Genomic DNA, 18,336 nt, shown 5'->3' with positions numbered 1-18,336 from the left:
GTTTCCCGAAATTTTCTGTATATAGTACGAACAAACACAAGAAAATAGGTGATTTATTCATCTTTCAAATATATACAGGCTATTTTTTCAAACCTCTTACAAGCCCAGCATTATAAAGTACTGGTGAAAGTAGTATATTAGGTGGCCTTGTTCGCCTTTTAGATGGAAAAGAGTAAAAAATGCCTCCAATGCAAAAAACATCGGAGGCATTTCTCTAAAGTTTATGAATATGGCATTTTATTTTTACTGCGGAGGGCTATACATACCATTTCGAATCATATAATACTCCATCGCGTCATTAAGCCATGCCTCTTCTTCTTCCGTGTAAGGAGATGGCATCATATTATTATATTGTTCTTCTACATTCTCTAATTTACCTAAAGAATACATTGTCTCTTCACCAACATACTTAAGAGTCGCCTTCATATGTTCATCAACCAATTTTTGCACTTCTGAATCCTCAATTTCTCTTCCAAATAACCTTTTCACTTCTTTTGCTAAACGCACAAACTCTTTATCAAGTGCTATGCCTTCTTCTTCCGGCTTATTATATAATCCATTAGCCAATTCTTTTGATACATATCCTTCAAGCCATAAACTTTGTTCGTTTTCTTTTTGAATGCTGTTAATTAGACTCATTAATATGTCACTATCCAACTCTTCATCTTCCTCAAGACATACCCTTGTTCGTTCAAGCGCCTTTATCGAAACTTCAATGTGTTTTTTCTTTTCTTCAAAGGCTTTTCTTTGTTGTTCCAACGTTTCTTTTAAACTTACATTCAAACTTGGAATTGTAAGCATGACGCGTATTTCTTCTAAACTATATCCTAATACTTTAAGACTGACTATTTTCTGTAGCTCTAATATATCTTTTCCTTTGTACACACGGTGACCAGAGCTAACGTTCTTTTCAGGTTTAAGTAGTCCAATTTCATCGTAATATTGTAGTGTCCGTATTGATGTGCCTGTTCTCTTTGAAAACTCACCAATTGAACAGCCTTCCTTTTTGCTCATCTTACACTCCTCCTAACAATATGTTTACAAAAATCATACTCCCTCACGTAACTGTAGGTTCAAGCTTTTTTCCAAAAGAATGAATCAAGTTCCTCACTGCATATATTAAACTATACCTTTTCTTAAGGAGGGCTTCCTTAATGCGTACTCCTTTATCCTTTGATAAAGACACTGCCATACTGTTAGCTTCTTGTTGTGAGTTAACGTATGAACAATATAAACAAAATGGTATTTTCGAAATACCAGATGGTTTTCAATATGTACAAGGGTTTCAAGGAAAGGCCATTCAAACAACAGAATGGTTCGGATTTATATTAGAATCTGAGGATACAATTATCGTTGCCTTTAGGGGCACTCAAACAGACCCAGATTGGATTATTGACTCTCTTGTCAATCAAAAACCTTATCCTTATGCTTTAAATGGTGGAAATGTCCATAACGGCTTTCTCTCTATTTATGAGTCTTGCCGTGATTCTATTATGGATATGCTCGTATCATTGCCAGCACATAAAAAACTGCTAGCTACTGGGCATAGTCTAGGTGGCGCGCTTGCCACATTACACATATTAGATGCACGTATAAATACTGCCTTCGCACAGTATGGACTTTATTCATTCGCTTCCCCAAAAGTAGGAGATATCGCTTTTCGAAATTATTATAAACTACAAGTAGCTAGTAGCTTTCGTTTCGTCAACTTGTTCGATGTCGTTCCACTTCTCCCTCCCCGAAACATAAATTTTAATGATCATGATTGGGAGTATGCACACGTCCATCACAATATGACATTTACAAAAAACACAAAATCCATTACAAATAATCATTCCATTACAACATACAAAACATGTCTGACTTCTCATTTTTAACCAGTAAACAATTGGAAATAAAATATTCATATACTATAATACTCTATGAAGTTATTTTTGGATGAGGGGACCTTACATGTTAAAATTTATCTTCACACTTTTTCTTATTGTAATTTTTACGGTCACAGGTTTCTTTACATTTTCATACTTTGCGACAGGAGAGTATGATGGGGCAGGTATAATATATACCACTATTCCATTTCTTTCTTAAGCAAAATAAATAAAACGAGCTTAAAAAAGTAAGCTCGTTTTATTTATTAATATCAATTTTTGTTAGTAAATCGATAATATATCCCCCAACGTAGCAACCTCTTTAAAACTGTTTAACTGCATTACCAATACCCCAAATTTCATTGCTGTACTGCAAAATCGTTCGATCACTCGCAAAATGACCAGACTGTGCAATATTTAAAATCGACATTTCTAGCCACTTTGTTCGGTTCTCATAAGCTCTACCAACAGCTTCTTGTCTTTCAGCATATGGACCAAAATCTCGCAGAACGAAATATTCATCATTTTGAATAACGAGAGAATCATAGATCGCTTCAAATTCAGCACCCGATTGTGCAAAGAAACCATTTGTTAATTGATCTACTATTTTTTTAATGTGCCTATTGTGGTGATAATAGTCACTTGCACGATATCCACCATTTTGATGGTAATGAAGAACCTCTTCTGCTGTTAAACCGAAAATGAAACAGTTATCATCACCGACCCGGTCTTTTATTTCAACGTTAGCTCCGTCTAGCGTTCCAAGTGTAATCGCACCATTCATCATAAATTTCATATTGCCTGTTCCCGATGCTTCTTTACTCGCCGTTGAAATTTGCTCACTTACATCCGCCGCCGGGAATATATCTTCAGCTAAAGAAACTCGATAGTTTTCTAGAAAGATAACTTTCATATATTGACTAACATACGGATCATTATTTACTTTTCTTGCGAGTTCATTTATTAATTTAATAATTTTTTTCGCGTAATAATAACCAGGTGATGCTTTCGCTCCAAAAATAAAAGTACGCGGATAAAATGTAAAACTAGCATCCTCTTTCAAACGGTTATACAAATATAAAATATGAAGAACATTTAATAATTGTCGTTTGTAAGCATGTAATCTTTTCACTTGCACATCAAAAATAGAATTTGGATCAATCGTAATCCCCATTGTATTCTGAATGCGCTCCGCTAAAATCTCTTTACGCTCTTGTTTTACCTCTGCAAACTTCTCTTGGAAACTAGCATCATATTGAACTGTTTGCAACGATTGAAGCTTAATCGGTTCTTTCTTCCATTCTGGTCCAATCGCCTCTGAAATGAGATTTGTTAACTGTGGATTTGCTTTCATAAGCCAACGCCTATGAGCAATTCCATTCGTCTTATTATTAAACTTATCTGGATAAAATTCATAAAACAATCGCATTTCCCGCTGCTTTAATATTTCCGTATGAATTTTTGCTACACCGTTTACGCTATGGCTACCGACAATTGCTAAATGAGCCATTTTCACAAGATCATGCGCAATAATTGCCATGTCTTCAATGCGATGCCATTCATAAGGATAACGTTCCCAAAGTTCATGACAGAAACGTTCATTAATCTCTTCAATAATCATATAAATTCTCGGTAATAATGGTTTAAAAATGTGAATTGGCCACTTTTCGAGCGCTTCTGATAACGTCGTATGATTCGTATAAGAAATCGTCTGCGTCGTTATGTGCCAAGCTTCTTCCCATGTTAACTTTTCTTCGTCTAGTAAAATACGCATCAGTTCTGGAATTGCTAAAACCGGATGTGTATCGTTAATGTGAATCGCAATTTTTTCATGTAGTTGACGAAGGTCACCATATCTTTCTCTATGCATTCGAACGATATTTTGCAAACTTGCTGATACGAGGAAATACTGTTGTTTTAAACGAAGTATTTTTCCCTCATCATGCGTATCATCTGGATATAAAAACTCCGATACAGCCTCTGTTTCGCGCTTATATTTCAAAATATCTTTGCAGTTTTGCGGGAAAGGAACTGGTTCAGCATTCCAAAGTCTAAGTGTATTTACAGTACTCGTCTCATAGCCTACTACCGGCACATCATATGGCACCGCCATAATGACTTCTGCATTTGTATGCCTAAACTCTAAACGCCCGTCAATTTCTAGCGGTTCAACACTGCCAAAATAACTTACTTCTACAGCTTGATCATGTCTTCTTACTTCCCATACGTTTTCATGAAGAAGCCACTGTTCTGGAAATTCAACTTGATAACCATCAACAATTTTCTGATCAAACAAACCATGTTTATAACGAATTCCACAGCCGTGTCCTGGTAAGTTTAAAGATGCAAGTGAATCAAGAAAACAGGCTGCTAAGCGTCCAAGTCCACCGTTACCAAGGCCTGCATCTGCTTCCACTTCTTCTAACTCTTGTAACGAAATCCCTAGTTCAGATAACCCCTGCTCGCATACATCTCTAATACCTAAATTCAAGATGTTACTTCCAAGCAAACGTCCAAGCAAAAACTCAATAGACAAGTAATACATTTGCTTTTGCTCTCCTGATCGATAACTCTCGTTCGTTGCAATCCATTGACTATTCATATACTCACGTACCATATGGCCGAGCGTATTATATTGATCACGATTTGTAGAATCTTTGAAACTTTTCCCATACATCGTCTCTAACTTTTCTAGAAAAGTTGATTTAAAACTTTCAACATGAGTAAACATTTTTTCACCACCTACATGTTATTCCATGAGACTTTTATACAATTCCTTATAAGCAAGAGCCGATTGCCTCCAGCTATAATCTTCAGTCATCGCTTGTTTTACAAGCTGCTCCCACACTGGTTTATCGTGATAAAATTCAATTGCACGGTGAACCGTATGCAGCATGTCATGTGCATTAAAGTTCGTGAAACTGAAACCATTTCCTTCGCCTGTTTCTTCATCATAAGAATGTACCGTATCGTTTAATCCACCTGTTTCTCTTACAATTGGAATCGTACCGTACGCCAATGCGATAAGTTGTCCAAGTCCACACGGTTCAAACAGCGATGGCATTAAAAATAAATCGCTTCCCGCATACACTTGGTGCGCTAATTCTTCATTAAATCCGATATAAACTTTTACCTTCTCCGGATACTCATATGCCATCCACTCAAAGAATTGCTCATATTCCGAATCACCTGAACCTAAAATAATACATTGTACATCTTCTTCCATTATTTCGCGGAATACAGTGCGTACTAAATCAAGACCTTTTTGCTTCGTTAATCTCGTTACCATTGAAATAATTGGTGTATCCTCTTTTTCTGGCAAACCAAAATAACGCTGCAAAGCGCGTTTATTTTCACTCTTTTCATATAATGACTCTGCATCATACTGAGCCTTAATATATGAATCCGTTTCTGGATTATATACGCTCGTATCAATACCATTTACAATGCCACTAAGCTTATCATTATATTTTCTCAGTAATCCATCTAACTTCTCACCGAAAAATTCATATTGAATTTCTTCTTTATACGTCGGGCTCACCGCTGTAATTTGATCCGAAGCGATAATACCGCCTTTCATAAAGTTTATGTTTCCATAAAACTCTAGCTGCTCACTATGAAAATATTCATCACCAAGCTCTAACAAGTCGTACATCACTTCAGAAGGAAATACTCCTTGGAACTGCAAGTTGTGAATCGTATATACCGTTTTAATACGCTCATATAACGGGTTATCTTGATACTTTTCACGAAGTAAGAAATTAACCATAGCCGTATGCCAATCGTGGCTATGAAGAACATCCACTTCAAAATCAAGATGCGGAATACACTCTAACACTGCTTTTGAGAAATAAGAAAAACGCTCCCCGTCATCATAATGACCATACAGAGAATCTCTCTTAAAATAATATTCATTATCTATTAAGTAATACGTAATTCCGTCTTGCTCACCTTTTAAAATTCCGCAATATTGATTTCTCCACCCAAGCGGGACGTTAATTACTTTATGTAACGTACATCCATCTCTTAACTTTTGCGGAATGAGACTATAATTCGGAAGTATAATACGAACGTCCACTCCTAATTTTTTCAGCTCTTTTGGGAGCGCACCCGCTACATCAGCTAATCCTCCCGATTTCACAAACGGTACACATTCTGATACTGCAAATAAAATATTCACTTGTTGTCCCACTGCGCGAAAAGTTTTTATACTCCTCTTGCAGCTTCCTCCCTTCGAGTTTTCATTTAAATTAAAACTTTAATCAGTGGGAGAAAAAGCCCCCACTGATTCTTTAGGAATAACTATTAATCGTACTGTTTTGTACGCTTCCTTTTTCTACAACATATGGCTCATCGATGTTTCCTTTTAATACGACACCGTCGCCAATTTTCACGTCTTTATCAATAATAACACCGTCTATTATACAGTTATCTCCAATTTGGCTCTTTTGCATAATAATACTGTTACGAATAATTGAACCTTTTCCAATTTTAACCGAACGGGAAACAACACTGTTTTCGACTTCCCCTTCAATAATACTGCCATTTGCAATCATTGTATTTTTCACGACTGCACCCTTTAGATAACGAGTTGGCGGCTCATCTTTTACTTTCGTAAAGATCGGCGCTTCTTTCTTAAATAATTGCTTCCAAATAGCAGGCTGCAAAATTTCTAAGCTATGTTTATAGTAACTTTCAATCGAATCAATAATAGCTACATATCCTGTATGCTCATACGTAGCAATATGCAGTGATTTTCCGCGCTTTTCTCTCACTACATCAAATAAACTGTATTGCTCCACATCTTTATATGTCTCAAATAAATCTAACAATAATTGTTTCTTTAACACGTATGTTTGAAGCGAAACCCCTTCATGGCAAACTTCCGTAATATCAGCTGCCGTATGTATATGTCGCTCTAACACCGCCTGGAAATTTAATGCTGTTACGAGATGGCTATTCGTAATAACAACGTACTCTTCTCTGCTTCTTAGAAAATAATCAATATGTCTTCTAAAGTGTGCAAAAGACCCAAACTCATCTTGGTCACATTGGCAATTTGGCGGGAATAAAAATAGTCCGTCTCGTTTTCTATCTAAATCCCACTGTTTTCCTGAACCAACATGGTCCATTAGTGAGCGATTTTTATGACTTGTAAAAACCGCTACACTATGAATATTAGAATTCACCATATTTGAAAGCATGAAATCAATGAGTCGGTAACGGCCCCCAAACGGTAACGCCGCTAATGAACGATGCCCTGTTACTTTCTTTAAGGAAGGAAAACTTCCCGTTGCATTAATAATTCCTAACATTTTTTCTCCCATTCATTTCATCCCCCTTTTCTATTTCCCTTCAGCAATGAGTACTACATCGTCGACATTTTTTTCTGGACGAATAATTGTTCCATCTTCAATAACCATTTCCGAACCAACGATCGCTCTTTCAATCACAACATTTTTACCAATCTTTGCTCCTGGCATAACGACAGAATCAATAACCATACTACCTTCTTCCACCGTCACCCCTTGGAATAACACAGAATGCTTCACGTCCCCTTCAATGACGCATCCTTCGTTAATAAGTGATTCTTCTACTTTTGCCTTTTCTGCAATATATTGAGGTGGCTCATTTGGATTCACAGAATAAATACGCCAATTACGATCGTTTAAATTCAGCGATGTTTCATCGCGAAGTAAATCCATATTCGCTTCCCATAAGCTTTTCACCGTTCCAACATCTTTCCAATATCCTTCAAATGGATACGCCATTAGCTTCTTCCCTTCATCTAATAAAAGTGGAAGTACATCTTTTCCGAAATCATTACTAGATTCAGGATTTCTTGCATCCATCTCTAAATACTCTTTCAAAATTGCCCAGTTAAAAATATAAATTCCCATTGATGCAAGATTACTTCTTGGAAATTGTGGTTTCTCTTCAAACTCAACAATCTCCATCTCTTCATTTGTATTCATAATGCCAAAGCGACTCGCTTCATCCCAAGGTACTTCAATAACAGAAATGGATACGTCCGATTCTTTCTCAATATGGTAATCTAGCATCTTACTGTAATCCATTTTATAAATATGGTCGCCTGATAAAATAAGAACATACTCCGGTTCATACTGACTTAAATAGTTTAAATTTTGATAAATGGCACTTGCCGTACCTGTATACCACTTCACCCCTGAAGACTCCGCATAAGGAGGTAATACTGTGACTCCACCGTTTACTCGGTCTAAATCCCACGCATTTCCAATTCCGATATAATTATGAAGTTCAAGTGGTTGATATTGTGTTAAAATCCCAACCGTTTCAATACCAGAATTCGCACAGTTACTTAGCGTAAAATCAATAATGCGATATTTACCACCAAATGGAACAGCTGGCTTGGCTAAATTTTTTGTTAATGCACTTAAACGACTACCTTTTCCCCCTGCTAGTAACATTGCTACGCACTTTTGTTTTTGAGCCATCTTGTTTTTTGCTCCCCTTTCTCGTCTTCACTGGTCGTAATATGGATACGCCAAATGGTGGAATTGTAATCTCTACATGTGCTGCTTGATTATGGTACGGTTCTAGAATCGTCTTAAGACGTTTCTTATTCACTTGCCCCGAACCGCCATATTGCTCAGCATCACTGTTTAAAATCTCGTTATAATACTCGAAATCTGGTACACCTACTTTATAGTTTTCATATGTAGCTTTCGTAAAATTACATACGACAACTAACGCATCTTCTTGTTTATCCCCTTGGCGGATAAAAGAGAAAATACTTTGCTCATTATTATTAGCATCAATCCACTGAAAGCCTTCAGGTGAATGGTCAAGCTGCCAAAGTGGTTTTGAGCGCTTATACAATGCTATGAGCTCTTTAAAGTAATCATGCATATAACGATGCATTTCAAAATCATGTAAATTCCAATCTAAATCTTCAAGGTCTTTCCACTCATCAAACTGTCCGAATTCTCCTCCCATGAAAAGTAACTTCTTTCCTGGGTGAGTAAAGAAGTATCCATATAATAAACGAAGCTGAGCAAACTTATCCCAGTAATCACCTGGCATTTTATTTAATAACGACTTTTTCCCATGAACGACTTCATCATGAGAAAGTGGTAATATGAAGTTTTCAGAGTACGCATATAGTAAAGAAAACGTCATTTTCTCATGAATGTGTTTCCTATATTCAGGCGCACACTCCATATATTTCAGTACATCATTCATCCAGCCCATGTTCCATTTGTAATTGAACCCAAGCCCACCTTCATACGTTGGAGTTGTTACAAGTGGCCAAGCTGTTGAATCTTCTGCCGTCATAAGAAAATCTTCATCCTCTGCAAACACTGCTTCATTTAACTCTCTTAAAAATGAAACAGCATGCTCATTACTTTGCTCTTGTCCTTCTTTATTCCAGTACAACATGTTCGCAACTGCATCTACTCTGAAACCATCAATATGGAAATATCTCATCCAAAATAACGCATTTGAAATTAAGAAATTACGTACCTCTCTCTTCCCTAAATCAAAATTGACAGTTCCCCATACTGGATTTTCTTGTACATCTTTATCTTTATATTCATAGGTCGGTGTGCCATCAAACAAATATAAACCGTGAGCATCTTTACAAAAGTGCCCCGGCACCCAATCTAAAATGACACCGATTCCATATTTATGACATTCGTCGACAAAATACATTAAATCATGCGGCGTACCAAATCTACTCGTCGCTGCATAATATCCCGTTCCTTGATATCCCCAAGAACGATCATATGGATGCTCAACAAGCGGCATAATTTCAATATGTGTAAATTGATGTTCCACCACATACGGGATGAGCTCTTCTACCATTTCCCTGTAAGAATACAGCGTTCCATCTTCTTTCTTTTTCCAAGAACCAAAATGTAATTCATAAACTGTCATCGCTTCTTTATAAATCGGTTTTTTCTTTTTCTTACGATTCCAGTTTTTATCATTCCATTCATATCCTTTTATATCAAAAACTACAGATGCCGTATTCGGTCTTACTTCTGCATATATAGCATACGGATCTGCCTTTAAAATGACGTCACCAGCCAACGTTTCAATCGCATATTTATATATTTCTCCTTCTTCAATATGCGGTATAAATAAGGACCAAATGCCTTCTTCTGTCACTTGTAGCATCTTATGTTGCTCATAATCCCACTCATTAAAATCTCCAACAACACTCATTGCTTTCGCATGAGGAGCCCACACTGTAAATCGTACCCCTTGAATCTCATCTTCCGTCACAACATGTGCGCCAAAGATGTTATAACTTTCATAGTACTTTTCTGTATGAAACTCATCTCGTTTCACTTCTTCACAATTTATTACACTCAATATGCTCACCTCACTTAGATGACAGAATTTTTTATACTTTAATTATTTCTGCGAAAAACTGCAATATCCTTGTTGATTTATAAAAAACATTCGTTTTTTTCTTAAAAATGTTAGTTTTTCTTCACATTTCCGTGTAAAATATCGAATTTTGACGAATATTCATTGAAAACGCTTTATTATTCTTCTATATTTTTACCTATTATTTTTTCTCAACCTTTATTTTATTAGATTTATCCTATTTTTCATGCTATTTTTCATTCAAAATCAAAATAAAATAATCTGTCATAAAAAAATGTTTCTCAACATTTTTTGTCACAATTTTATTGAAATGCAAAATTCATAAGCATATACTCGCTCTCAATAAAGAACTTAGATCTTCCGTAACTATAATTCATAGTGGACTACTATGTTTACTTATTTATCCTTGTTGCGAACGGTCACTATGAAAATTTAACTAGGAGGGCTTTCTTATGTCATTAAAACAAAAAGTAGGAATGGGAGTTGTCACCGCTTCACTTGGTTTATCCCTTACATTCGGAGGTGTATTCGCCTATTTCAGTGATTCAGAAACATCGAGTAACTCATTTCAAGCCGCCTAACAACGAAACTTGGTACTGAAAAAGACGGTAAGCTGCTTGGCCAATATTATTATGCAAGACCTGACGAAAACCTTGCCGGCGATGTAAATGGTGATAAAGTAATCGATATTAAAGATGCTGAAATTATCGCTAGCAACTACATTAAAAAAGGACTAACTGTAAAAGACGGAGATCTTAATAAAGATGGAATTGTCGACGAAAAAGATATTCGCTTCGTTGAAAAGAACTTCTTGAAAAAAGGTCCAGATGCATCTAAATCACAAACACCTGTAGAAAAATCAAAAAGCGGTACACTGACAGATATTTTAAAGAAGTTAGGATTAACACCTAAAAAATAATCATAAAGAGCACTCTATATAAAATAGAGTGCTCTTTTCTATAAATGACCCTTATCCAGCAAAAGGGGTATATTGGGGATATACAAGGGAAACCGGAAAAGGAATTTATATTGAATTATATATAAATCCAGAAGTAAGAAGCAGGTCCCCACTTCCGGATTATTTAGCAATTAATTATAGTACTGGTGCCATAGTTTCTTTTAATACTTTTACAGAATGAGCGAATTTCGCTTTTTCTTCTTCATTTAGCTCAAGTTCTACGATTTCACGTACACCTTCGCGGTTAATAACAGCTGGAACACCTACGTAAGCATCTTTCTCACCGTATTGACCTTCAAGGTATGCAGATACAGTTAATACGCTGTTCTCGTTGTTTAAGATCGCTTTAGTTACACGAAGTAGTGACATACCGATTCCGTAGTAAGTTGCACCTTTACGTTCGATGATATGGTAAGCTGCATCACGTACATTTTCGAAGATTTTATCTAAGTCTTCTTGTTTGTACTGTTCGTTGTTAGCTAAGATTGTTTCTAGTTTTTGTACACCGATAGTAGCGTGGCTCCATACTGGAAGTTCAGTGTCACCGTGCTCACCAACGATGTAAGCATGAACGTTACGTGGATCTACATCTAAGTAGTCACCTAACATGTAACGGAAACGAGCAGAGTCTAAAGTAGTACCAGAACCGATTACGCGCTCTTTCGGTAAACCAGATTCTTTCCAAGTTACGTAAGTTAAAATATCAACCGGGTTAGTTGCGATTAAGAAGATTCCATCGAATCCGCTATCCATAATGCCGCGAACGATTTGTTTAAAGATCTTTGTATTTTTCTCAACTAAGTCTAAACGAGTTTCACCTGGCTTTTGTGGTAACCCAGCAGTGATAACAACTAGATCTGCATCTTTACAATCTGCATAGCTACCGCTCCAAACTTTTGTTGGTGATGGAGAGAATGGTACCGCATGGCTTAAGTCCATTGCTTCCCCTTCTGCTTTTGCTTCATTAACATCTACTAATACGAATTCTTCAGCTACACCTTGGTTGATCATTGAGTAAGCGTAACTACAACCTACAGCTCCTGTTCCTACTAATACTACACGATTGATACCTTTTTTCATGGTAATTTCCCCTCTCTATTGTTCACATATATTTTTTTATGATTGTTTAAGTAATTAATTAAAATACTAATTTAATGTTGTTTAACTTCTTTACATTCATATTGTAGCACGTATTATTGTGAATTACTTCACAATTTATGACCTATTTGTGAACTTTTTCACATAGAGTGTAAAGTTGTTAGATCAGGTGTGGAATCCATACCAAATTAGGTGTTTTCTTTAGATTGTGAATAAAAATGTATGATTCAATTACTCACTGTAACTAAATTCACTTTCTATAATAAAAATCCTAACATTCACAAAAAATGTAATCACATTATAAGATTAAACTGACTGATCACATCATTCCCTTACAAGATGGACGTCAATTAGCTTATATAGAATACGGTTAAATAAATGAATTAGCCTATACTTTATCACCTCCCTTTTAATCATTACTATATATTAAAAAATATCCGTTAAAATTATGCATTCTTTTCTAATAATAAACCATTCAATATAAGTGATAGGCTATGCAAAGCTTTAGACAACCGTGCCTCTGCATCTTCAGAATTCGCAATCCAACAAGCAAGGTCCACTAGTCCGCCATTTATAAATCTTGCTAAAGCTTCACAGTCCGTCTTTTCAATAATACAGTCCTTCATTAATTGCTGAAGCATCTCAGCCATCGTCACTAAACATTGTGACTGTGATGATTGATAATAACTAGTTCCTAATACTGCTGGTGCATCTCGAAGTACGATTCGCTGAATTTCTGGATTAAGTGCCATCGTTAAATATGCACGACAACGCCCAACAAACCCTTCCCATTTTCCTTCCGCTTCATCTGATACTTTCCCTAATTTATTATCCATTTCCATATCAATTTCTTTTACAACTGCTTCTAACAATCCTTTTTTATCACCAAAATGATGATAAATTGCACCACGTGTTAAACCGACAGATGCTGTAAAATCATCCATAGACGTATTTACATATCCAACTGTACCAAAAGCCTCTCTTGCTGCCCACAGCAATTTAGCACGTGTTTCAGTAATCATTTCTGCTCTCGTTTTTTTAATCATCTTTTCCTCCTACTTCTATTCATTCTCTTTATTCAAAATGAATTGCACTATAGTATCGTTCTCTATATAAAAGAATAACTCCTTTAAACATCGGCTCTATCCAGAGATAAAACATTTCAATTGACATACGCTTCGTATGTTAATATGATATTGGCATACGGTGCGTATGTAAATTATTTCTAGCTTACAAGATAATATAACTTCTTACCTATACCCTACATTGACTCACTGTCCCTTTTTATAGAAGGTATTAATGAAACAGAGGAGGAGTTAAAAGAATGAAGAATGTATATGTACACGTCAAATATTGTGGTGATTATCATGTTTAATTCCTACCGTGAGATTTTCAGTGCTCCTGGTACAAAAGGATTCTCATTAGCAGGATTTATAGCTCGTATGCCCATATCAATGATGGGTATTGGTATTGTTACCATGTTATCTCAAGTAAGTGGTGACTATTGGCTTGCTGGAGCTGTTGCAGCTACCTTTACATTATCATCAGCTTTACTAGCTCCTCATATTTCTCGGATGGCTGATCAATTAGGGCAATCTCGCATACTTCTTCCGACTACAGGTATTAGCGTTTTCTTTACAATCCTCTTACTTCTATGTACGAAATATGAAGCTCCTTATTGGACGCTATTTCTATCCGCTTTATGTGCAGGTTGTATGCCAAATATGTCAGCTATGGTACGTGCACGTTGGACTAAACTATACCGCGGATCCCATAAATTGCATACAGCATTTTCCTTCGAATCGGTCGTCGACGAAATTTGCTTCATAATTGGTCCTGTATTATCTGTCAGTTTAAGTGTTATGTTCTTCCCAGAAGCAGCGCCACTTTTATCATCTGTTTTTCTTACAATCGGGGTATGCCTATTTACTATGCAAAAAAGCACAGAACCGCCTGTACACCCTCGCGACATTACAAACAACGGAACAGTATTTAAAATTGGTTCTTTGCGAGTACTAGTATTCACACTCATTGCTATAGGTACTATCTTCGGCACAATAGATGTCGTTAGTGTAGCTTTTGCTGAGCAGCAAGGAAACACAGTAGCTGCTAGCTTTGTACTTTCTGTCTATGCAATCGGTTCATGCCTGGCAGGCCTTATTTTCGGTACTCTTAAACTCAATACCCCACCCTATAATCAGTTTTTAATAGCGGTCACACTTTCCATGATAACAATGCTGCCACTAGTTTTTGTAAACAGTATTACTTGGCTAGTAGTTATTGTTTTCTTTGCAGGGCTATCTGTCGCTCCTACTATGATTATTACTATGGGGCTTGTGGAAAAAATCGTACCTGAATCAAAGATAACCGAAGGAATGACTTGGGCAATTACAGGACTTGGAATTGGAGTCTCCCTAGGATCAGCGATAGCTGGTTTAGTTATTGATAACTTTGGAGCCCATGTAGGATTTAATGTGGCTATTATAGCAGGAGGCCTTGCCTTAACTATTGCACTTTTAGGCTACAAAACTCTTCACTCCGCATATAGTCATGTTGTTATTAAACAAGATGAACATTCAATAGAAAGTTAAAACATATTCAAAAAATAGGATTGCCTTTTCTTATGTATGAGAAAAGGTAATCCTATTTTAAACTTATTATTTATAATCTGTCATAGCTTCTTCTATATCTATACACAACAAAAAAGAGATAGCAGATTATGCTATCTCTTTTAGTATGACCCGTACGGGATTCGAACCCGTGTTACCGCCGTGAAAGGGCGGTGTCTTAACCACTTGACCAACGGGCCAGTTCTGGCAGAGAAGAAGGGATTCGAACCCTCGCACCGCGTTCGCGATCTACTCCCTTAGCAGGGGAGCCCCTTGAGCCACTTGGGTACTTCTCTATAAATATGGCTCCGCAGGTAGGACTCGAACCTACGACCGATCGGTTAACAGCCGATAGCTCTACCACTGAGCTACTGCGGAACAATTATGGTGGGCCTAAATGGACTCGAACCATCGACCTCACGCTTATCAGGCGTGCGCTCTAACCAGCTGAGCTATAGGCCCATAATTGAAAAGCGGGTGAAGAGAATCGAACTCTCGACCAGAGCTTGGAAGGCTCTTGTTTTACCACTAAACTACACCCGCATAAAATTGAAAATGGTGAGCCATGAAGGATTCGAACCTTCGACCCTCTGATTAAAAGTCAGATGCTCTACCAACTGAGCTAATGGCTCATTTTGAAAGTGGTGCCGGCTAGAGGACTTGAACCCCCAACCTACTGATTACAAGTCAGTTGCTCTACCAATTGAGCTAAGCCGGCTTGCGACTTCAAAATGGTGGCTCGGGACGGAATCGAACCGCCGACACGAGGATTTTCAGTCCTCTGCTCTACCGACTGAGCTACCGAGCCTTATTAAAATGGCGGTCCCGACCGGGGTCGAACCGGCGATCTCCTGCGTGACAGGCAGGCATGTTAACCACTACACCACGGGACCATTTGGTTGCGGGGACAGGATTTGAACCTGCGACCTTCGGGTTATGAGCCCGACGAGCTACCGTACTGCTCCACCCCGCGATGATATAATATGTAATTTAAGAAAAAATGGAGGAGGTAGAGGGATTCGAACCCCCGCGCGACTCTCGCCGCCTGTCGGTTTTCAAGACCGATCCCTTCAGCCGAACTTGGGTATACCTCCGAGATATAAACCTTTAGTGGTGGACCTTGTAGGACTCGAACCTACGACCGGACGGTTATGAGCCGTCTGCTCTAACCAGCTGAGCTAAAGGTCCTTTATGGTAGCGGCGGAGGGGATCGAACCCCCGACCTCACGGGTATGAACCGTACGCTCTAGCCAGCTGAGCTACACCGCCATAAATGATATTAAAATAAGTGGAGCCTAGCGGGATCGAACCGCTGACCTCCTGCGTGCAAGGCAGGCGCTCTCCCAGCTGAGCTAAGGCCCCATGTTTTTGGGAATATCGGGAAGACAGGATTTGAACCTGCGACCCCCTGGTCCCAAACCAGGTGCTCTACCAAGCTGAGCCACTTCCCGTTAATAAAAGCGCGCCCGAGAGGAGTCGAACCCCTAACCTCTTGATCCGTAGTCAAACGCTCTATCCAATTGAGCTACGGGCGCATATGGTGCCGAGGGCGGGGGTCGAACCCGCACGGTGGTCACCCACCGCAGGATTTTAAGTCCTGTGCGTCTGCCTGTTCCGCCACCCCGGCATGTCATATTGAAAATTGGAGCGGAAGACGGGATTCGAACCCGCGACCCCAACCTTGGCAAGGTTGTATTCTACCACTGAACTACTTCCGCAAGACATGTTTGAGATATTTTATTAAAAGTGCGGGTGAAGGGAGTCGAACCCCCACGCCAAAGGCGCTAGATCCTAAGTCTAGTGCGTCTGCCAATTCCGCCACACCCGCATATTAATATTTTAAGAAAAAATGGGGCGACTGATGGGAATCGAACCCACGAATGCCGGAGCCACAATCCGGTGCGTTAACCACTTCGCCACAACCGCCATGATTTTCTGGTGCCGACTAGAGGACTTGAACCCCCAACCTACTGATTACAAGTCAGTTGCTCTACCAATTGAGCTAAGTCGGCTAAATGGTGGAGGATGACGGGATCGAACCGCCGACCCCCTGCTTGTAAGGCAGGTGCTCTCCCAGCTGAGCTAATCCTCCATTTGCCTGGCAACGTCCTACTCTCACAGGGACAAGGTCCCAACTACCATCGGCGCTAGAGAGCTTAACTTCCGTGTTCGGTATGGGAACGGGTGTGACCTCTCTGCCATCATTACCAGACTGTATTCATTTAAGACAAGAATCATTGTAACTCATTTAACTTTTAAAGTCAACAAGTTTTTTATATTCTTTCAAAACTAGATAACATCGCTTCATATTATATGGTTAAGTCCTCGATCTATTAGTATTCGTCAGCTCCACATGTCACCATGCTTCCACCTCGAACCTATCAACCTGATCATCTTTCAGGGATCTTACTAGCTTACGCTATGGGAAATCTCATCTTGAGGGGGGCTTCATGCTTAGATGCTTTCAGCACTTATCCCTTCCGCACATAGCTACCCAGCTATGCCCTTGGCAGAACAACTGGTACACCAGCGGTGCGTCCATCCCGGTCCTCTCGTACTAAGGACAGCTCCTCTCAAATTTCCTACGCCCACGACGGATAGGGACCGAACTGTCTCACGACGTTCTGAACCCAGCTCGCGTACCGCTTTAATGGGCGAACAGCCCAACCCTTGGGACCGACTACAGCCCCAGGATGCGATGAGCCGACATCGAGGTGCCAAACCTCCCCGTCGATGTGGACTCTTGGGGGAGATAAGCCTGTTATCCCCGGGGTAGCTTTTATCCGTTGAGCGATGGCCCTTCCATGCGGAACCACCGGATCACTAAGCCCGACTTTCGTCCCTGCTCGACTTGTAGGTCTCGCAGTCAAGCTCCCTTATGCCTTTGCACTCTACGAATGATTTCCAACCATTCTGAGGGAACCTTTGGGCGCCTCCGTTACACTTTAGGAGGCGACCGCCCCAGTCAAACTGCCCACCTGACACTGTCTCCCGGGTCGATAAGACCCGTAGGTTAGAATTTCAATACAGTCAGGGCGGTATCCCACCAGCGCCTCCACCGAAGCTAGCGCTCCGGTTTCAATGGCTCCCGCCTATCCTGTACAAACTGTACCAAAATTCAATATCAGGCTACAGTAAAGCTCCACGGGGTCTTTCCGTCCTGTCGCGGGTAACCTGCATCTTCACAGGTACTATAATTTCACCGAGTCTCTGGTTGAGACAGTGCCCAAATCGTTACACCTTTCGTGCGGGTCGGAACTTACCCGACAAGGAATTTCGCTACCTTAGGACCGTTATAGTTACGGCCGCCGTTTACTGGGGCTTCAGTTCAGAGCTTCGCTTACGCTAACCCCTCTCCTTAACCTTCCAGCACCGGGCAGGTGTCACCCCCTATACTTCGCCTTACGGCTTCGCAGAGAGCTGT

At 39.2% G+C, this 18,336-nt stretch carries 11 protein-coding genes, 22 tRNA genes, 2 rRNA genes and 2 pseudogenes (1 of these 37 running past the window's edge); 5 read left to right on the top strand and 32 right to left on the bottom strand.

Annotated features, from left to right (window positions below; translation table 11 throughout):
* Positions 1-243: 243 nt before the first annotated feature.
* A complete protein-coding gene (locus tag N2V92_RS10570) occupies positions 244-1,014 on the bottom strand; it encodes a MerR family transcriptional regulator (RefSeq protein WP_000037218.1) in 771 nt (256 codons plus the stop codon).
* A gap of 140 nt (positions 1,015-1,154) precedes the next feature.
* Between N2V92_RS10570 and N2V92_RS10565 the strand changes: the two genes are divergently transcribed.
* A complete protein-coding gene (locus N2V92_RS10565; protein WP_001260110.1) occupies positions 1,155-1,877 on the top strand; it encodes a lipase family protein in 723 nt (240 codons plus the stop codon).
* A gap of 76 nt (positions 1,878-1,953) precedes the next feature.
* Complete coding sequence (locus N2V92_RS10560; protein ID WP_000911076.1) at positions 1,954-2,088, top strand: hypothetical protein; 135 nt, start codon at positions 1,954-1,956, stop codon at positions 2,086-2,088.
* Positions 2,089-2,190: 102 nt separating this feature from the next.
* On the opposite strand, the gene glgP is transcribed toward N2V92_RS10560, so the two are convergent.
* From glgP to glgB, 5 genes are all read right to left on the bottom strand, one after another.
* The gene (glgP, locus tag N2V92_RS10555) at positions 2,191-4,599 is read right to left on the bottom strand and encodes a glycogen phosphorylase (protein ID WP_042596323.1); all 2,409 of its coding nucleotides are present in this window, start codon (positions 4,597-4,599) and stop codon (positions 2,191-2,193) included.
* 18 nt (positions 4,600-4,617) lie between these two features.
* Positions 4,618-6,048: a glycogen synthase GlgA gene (gene glgA / locus N2V92_RS10550; protein WP_002081949.1), complete on the bottom strand. Its 1,431-nt coding sequence runs from the start codon at positions 6,046-6,048 to the stop codon at positions 4,618-4,620.
* Between the two features lie 112 nt (positions 6,049-6,160).
* Positions 6,161-7,195, bottom strand: coding sequence for a glucose-1-phosphate adenylyltransferase subunit GlgD (gene glgD / locus N2V92_RS10545; protein WP_000504159.1), 1,035 nt, complete (start codon positions 7,193-7,195; stop codon positions 6,161-6,163).
* Positions 7,196-7,213: 18 nt separating this feature from the next.
* Positions 7,214-8,344 (bottom strand): glucose-1-phosphate adenylyltransferase, encoded by a 1,131-nt coding sequence (gene glgC / locus N2V92_RS10540; protein WP_000057602.1) that lies wholly within the window; start codon positions 8,342-8,344, stop codon positions 7,214-7,216.
* On the bottom strand, positions 8,292-10,229 hold the full coding sequence (gene glgB / locus N2V92_RS10535; RefSeq protein ID WP_000111399.1) for a 1,4-alpha-glucan branching protein GlgB: 1,938 nt from the start codon (positions 10,227-10,229) through the stop codon (positions 8,292-8,294). The genes glgC and glgB overlap by 53 nt, the downstream gene beginning before the upstream one ends.
* 470 nt (positions 10,230-10,699) lie before the next feature.
* On the opposite strand from glgB, the pseudogene N2V92_RS10530 reads away from it, so the two are divergent.
* Positions 10,700-10,822: pseudogene (locus N2V92_RS10530) on the top strand (TasA family protein); the annotation flags it as partial.
* Positions 10,813-11,166 (top strand): annotated as a pseudogene (locus tag N2V92_RS10525) (dockerin type I domain-containing protein); the annotation flags it as partial. The pseudogenes N2V92_RS10530 and N2V92_RS10525, both read left to right, overlap by 10 nt.
* Positions 11,167-11,340: 174 nt before the next feature.
* On the opposite strand, the gene N2V92_RS10520 reads toward N2V92_RS10525, so the two are convergent.
* Together N2V92_RS10520 and N2V92_RS10515 are read right to left on the bottom strand one after the other, a co-directional pair.
* Complete coding sequence (locus tag N2V92_RS10520; RefSeq protein ID WP_000715339.1) at positions 11,341-12,285, bottom strand: L-lactate dehydrogenase; 945 nt, start codon at positions 12,283-12,285, stop codon at positions 11,341-11,343.
* Positions 12,286-12,749: 464 nt separating this feature from the next.
* Positions 12,750-13,349: a TetR/AcrR family transcriptional regulator gene (locus N2V92_RS10515; protein WP_000592777.1), complete on the bottom strand. Its 600-nt coding sequence runs from the start codon at positions 13,347-13,349 to the stop codon at positions 12,750-12,752.
* Between the two features lie 321 nt (positions 13,350-13,670).
* Between N2V92_RS10515 and N2V92_RS10510 the strand changes: the two genes are divergently transcribed.
* The gene (locus N2V92_RS10510; protein WP_015945917.1) at positions 13,671-14,894 is read left to right on the top strand and encodes an MFS transporter; all 1,224 of its coding nucleotides are present in this window, start codon (positions 13,671-13,673) and stop codon (positions 14,892-14,894) included.
* A gap of 146 nt (positions 14,895-15,040) precedes the next feature.
* Here N2V92_RS10510 and N2V92_RS10505 read toward each other — a convergent pair.
* From N2V92_RS10505 to N2V92_RS10390, 24 genes are all read right to left on the bottom strand, one after another.
* Positions 15,041-15,112: transfer RNA gene (locus tag N2V92_RS10505), tRNA-Glu, on the bottom strand.
* 5 nt (positions 15,113-15,117) lie between these two features.
* Positions 15,118-15,208 (bottom strand) — tRNA-Ser (locus tag N2V92_RS10500).
* Between the two features lie 7 nt (positions 15,209-15,215).
* Positions 15,216-15,290: transfer RNA gene (locus N2V92_RS10495), tRNA-Asn, on the bottom strand.
* A gap of 7 nt (positions 15,291-15,297) precedes the next feature.
* A tRNA-Ile gene (locus tag N2V92_RS10490) sits at positions 15,298-15,374 on the bottom strand.
* Positions 15,375-15,384: 10 nt separating this feature from the next.
* Positions 15,385-15,455 (bottom strand) — tRNA-Gly (locus N2V92_RS10485).
* A 13-nt stretch (positions 15,456-15,468) separates the two neighbouring features.
* A tRNA-Lys gene (locus tag N2V92_RS10480) sits at positions 15,469-15,544 on the bottom strand.
* Between the two features lie 10 nt (positions 15,545-15,554).
* Positions 15,555-15,630 (bottom strand) — tRNA-Thr (locus tag N2V92_RS10475).
* Positions 15,631-15,644: 14 nt separating this feature from the next.
* A tRNA-Phe gene (locus tag N2V92_RS10470) sits at positions 15,645-15,720 on the bottom strand.
* Between the two features lie 9 nt (positions 15,721-15,729).
* Positions 15,730-15,805: transfer RNA gene (locus tag N2V92_RS10465), tRNA-Asp, on the bottom strand.
* A 3-nt stretch (positions 15,806-15,808) separates the two neighbouring features.
* A tRNA-Met gene (locus N2V92_RS10460) sits at positions 15,809-15,885 on the bottom strand.
* 28 nt (positions 15,886-15,913) lie between these two features.
* Positions 15,914-16,006, bottom strand: a tRNA-Ser gene (locus N2V92_RS10455).
* A 17-nt stretch (positions 16,007-16,023) separates the two neighbouring features.
* Positions 16,024-16,100: transfer RNA gene (locus tag N2V92_RS10450), tRNA-Ile, on the bottom strand.
* A gap of 4 nt (positions 16,101-16,104) precedes the next feature.
* Positions 16,105-16,181, bottom strand: a tRNA-Met gene (locus N2V92_RS10445).
* 20 nt (positions 16,182-16,201) lie between these two features.
* A tRNA-Ala gene (locus N2V92_RS10440) sits at positions 16,202-16,274 on the bottom strand.
* Positions 16,275-16,289: 15 nt separating this feature from the next.
* Positions 16,290-16,363 (bottom strand) — tRNA-Pro (locus N2V92_RS10435).
* A 10-nt stretch (positions 16,364-16,373) separates the two neighbouring features.
* A tRNA-Arg gene (locus N2V92_RS10430) sits at positions 16,374-16,447 on the bottom strand.
* 3 nt (positions 16,448-16,450) lie between these two features.
* Positions 16,451-16,539 (bottom strand) — tRNA-Leu (locus tag N2V92_RS10425).
* 16 nt (positions 16,540-16,555) lie between these two features.
* Positions 16,556-16,630 (bottom strand) — tRNA-Gly (locus tag N2V92_RS10420).
* A gap of 29 nt (positions 16,631-16,659) precedes the next feature.
* A tRNA-Leu gene (locus tag N2V92_RS10415) sits at positions 16,660-16,740 on the bottom strand.
* A 22-nt stretch (positions 16,741-16,762) separates the two neighbouring features.
* Positions 16,763-16,838, bottom strand: a tRNA-His gene (locus N2V92_RS10410).
* Between the two features lie 10 nt (positions 16,839-16,848).
* Positions 16,849-16,924: transfer RNA gene (locus N2V92_RS10405), tRNA-Thr, on the bottom strand.
* Positions 16,925-16,928: 4 nt separating this feature from the next.
* A tRNA-Val gene (locus tag N2V92_RS10400) sits at positions 16,929-17,004 on the bottom strand.
* A 4-nt stretch (positions 17,005-17,008) separates the two neighbouring features.
* Positions 17,009-17,124, bottom strand: a 5S ribosomal RNA gene (rrf, locus tag N2V92_RS10395).
* 101 nt (positions 17,125-17,225) lie between these two features.
* Positions 17,226-18,336: ribosomal RNA gene (locus N2V92_RS10390) — 23S ribosomal RNA — on the bottom strand (it continues 1,811 nt past the right edge of the window).

The organism is Bacillus sp. CH_48, from assembly GCF_038008465.1.
Classification (GTDB): domain Bacteria; phylum Bacillota; class Bacilli; order Bacillales; family Bacillaceae_G; genus Bacillus_A; species Bacillus_A thuringiensis_S.
The sequence above is the reverse complement of the archived record's forward strand: the minus strand, read 5'-3'. Positions and strand labels throughout refer to the sequence as shown.

Excerpts from the sequence above, each read along its gene's own strand:
- N2V92_RS10520 (WP_000715339.1), bottom strand. The coding sequence starts at position 12,285 with ATGAAAAAAGGTATCAATCGTGTAGTATTAGTAGGAACAGGAGCTGTA.
- N2V92_RS10565 (WP_001260110.1), top strand. The coding sequence starts at position 1,155 with ATGCGTACTCCTTTATCCTTTGATAAAGACACTGCCATACTGTTAGCT.
- N2V92_RS10560 (WP_000911076.1), top strand. The coding sequence starts at position 1,954 with ATGTTAAAATTTATCTTCACACTTTTTCTTATTGTAATTTTTACGGTC.
- N2V92_RS10570 (WP_000037218.1), bottom strand. The coding sequence starts at position 1,014 with ATGAGCAAAAAGGAAGGCTGTTCAATTGGTGAGTTTTCAAAGAGAACA.
- N2V92_RS10510 (WP_015945917.1), top strand. The coding sequence starts at position 13,671 with ATGTTTAATTCCTACCGTGAGATTTTCAGTGCTCCTGGTACAAAAGGA.
- glgP (WP_042596323.1), bottom strand. The coding sequence starts at position 4,599 with ATGTTTACTCATGTTGAAAGTTTTAAATCAACTTTTCTAGAAAAGTTA.
- glgD (WP_000504159.1), bottom strand. The coding sequence starts at position 7,195 with ATGGGAGAAAAAATGTTAGGAATTATTAATGCAACGGGAAGTTTTCCT.
- glgC (WP_000057602.1), bottom strand. The coding sequence starts at position 8,344 with ATGGCTCAAAAACAAAAGTGCGTAGCAATGTTACTAGCAGGGGGAAAA.
- N2V92_RS10515 (WP_000592777.1), bottom strand. The coding sequence starts at position 13,349 with ATGATTAAAAAAACGAGAGCAGAAATGATTACTGAAACACGTGCTAAA.